We start from the raw sequence: 1,850 nt of genomic DNA, 5'->3' as shown, positions 1-1,850 counted from the left end.
CGCCCGCTGTACCGCACGGGTGAATAACGCCAACACATCGCCATAGCGGGTGGTGATAAACCAACGCAAGTGCCCCTGCACATCGGTATATCCTCGCCCTAACAGCTGCATAAATAAGGTGGTGCCCTCTGGCCGTAAGTCGGTCAATTGCAACAGCGGCGCTTTAAAAGCCTGAAAGACCTGTTGCAAACTTGGGGTCTGATCGCTACGTAAGACCGCATCTAATTCCAGCTCCAAGGCCGGCATAAACACTTCCAGATATCGTGCCAGCACCGCACGAATCAGCTCTTTTTTCGAGCCAAAGTGATAATTGACGGACGCCAGATTCACTTCAGCCTCTGCGGTAATAGTCCGCAATGAGGTGTCATTAAAGCCCTGCTCGGCAAACAACCGCTCAGCAGCATCAAGAATTCGGGCTTTGGTATCGGGCCTGACGGTCATAGTCATACACTCATATTAAACAGATGTTTAAAATCTACATCCCATTAACATTGCAGTCAATGATTTTAAACAGATGTTTTATTTTTGTGTAAACAACGTGCCTCTGCCGACAGCAACAGAAATTTAGTTATTTAAAATCAAGTTGTTATTTAGAGTGAAATGCCGTTCGATAAGACACGCCGCTCGCGTGCAAACACCAAACACGCCCATTCACGCACAAGCCAACAAAGGAATCAGGGCAAGAGTAAGAGGGAAGGAAGGAAGGAAGGAAGGAAGGAAGGAATACGCAACATTGCGATGACACAGCACGATAAGCTCGCTACCGCGACACCGGAGCCGCCGGCCCCAAACCCGCACTGAAGAAACTGAAGAAAAAGACGAAAAAAAATGAGATTTTTTGATGCTGACGTGAAACTTCCGATGCAAAGCAGAGTCTGAGTATATGCCACTGCTTTTTCTTTGATGTCCCCTGAGTTTAGAGGATAACCCGGTAACGTAATCTTTGGTTCCCAGTTACCGGGCGTTTTTCTTCCTACTGTTCATCCGTAAACTTTTCCTTCGCTTTTCATCCCTATCAGTTTGATTCCGCTTGTATTGCTTTTGGTTGCACTATTTTAGGTACACGTTTAGGTACACGTAATGCCAGTCGAGTCACTGTACCGGATATGCTCGGCCATCGCGTTAGCCAATCTCGCCCTCTTCGGCATAAATCACATCCGTTAAGACACCCGCACCATTGCCGGCTTGATGCCAGTTAGGCAGCGTGATCCGAATTTGCATCGCGGTAGTGAACTTAATCAGCTCATTATCGGTCAGATGCAAGACCAAATCGGCTAAACCGGGGTTATGGCCCACCAACACCAACTGTTGCACCGAGTCAGGCGTAGCCGTGATCAGCTTTAACAGCTGCGGCAATGTGGCTTCATACAACTCAGGCACGAGCCGTAATCTGGCTTGCAAGGCCGGTTTGCCTTCTAGCATCAGAGACGCAGTTTGCATCGTCCGTACACTGGAGGAGCAAAGTAACAACGCATCCTCATGAATAAAGGCTTGGCGCTGCGCCATCAATGTGGCTTGGCGTAATCCACGTTTAGCCAGTGGCCGTTGATAATCGGATGCCATATGATGCCGCCATGAAGATTTGGCATGGCGGACGAGTACTAATTCACACGTCATAGCGCCTCATTTATTTAAATTAATGCTATCGTAATCACGAATTATGGTATTTCATGCCACACAAAAGTGACAAAGTGGTTTAATCAATCAAGCGGCATCATGAGCACAGAAAGAGAAGAAAACGATATGCTCTGCAGTAGAATTCTGATCCTTATACCACTAGCCTCGGATTGATTATAACATAACCAAACAACAGCCATATTGATGAAAAACTAACCTTTTGTATTTATATC

General features: G+C 46.9%; 2 protein-coding genes. Both read right to left on the bottom strand.

The window, feature by feature from the left end; genetic code table 11:
- On the bottom strand, window positions 1–441 hold a 441-nt coding region (locus tag ACRC27_RS01500; RefSeq protein ID WP_438638994.1), incomplete at its 3' end, for a TetR/AcrR family transcriptional regulator.
- Between the two features lie 681 nt (window positions 442–1,122).
- Window positions 1,123–1,617 (bottom strand): SixA phosphatase family protein, encoded by a 495-nt coding sequence (locus ACRC27_RS01495; RefSeq protein WP_438638992.1) that lies wholly within the window; start codon window positions 1,615–1,617, stop codon window positions 1,123–1,125.
- Window positions 1,618–1,850: the final 233 nt, after the last annotated feature.

The sequence above is a fragment of the Plesiomonas sp. genome, from assembly GCF_051650925.1.
Taxonomy (GTDB): domain Bacteria; phylum Pseudomonadota; class Gammaproteobacteria; order Enterobacterales; family CAMTGL01; genus Plesiomonas.
Note: the sequence above shows the minus strand (reverse complement) of the source record. Positions and strands in the feature narration are given on the sequence as shown.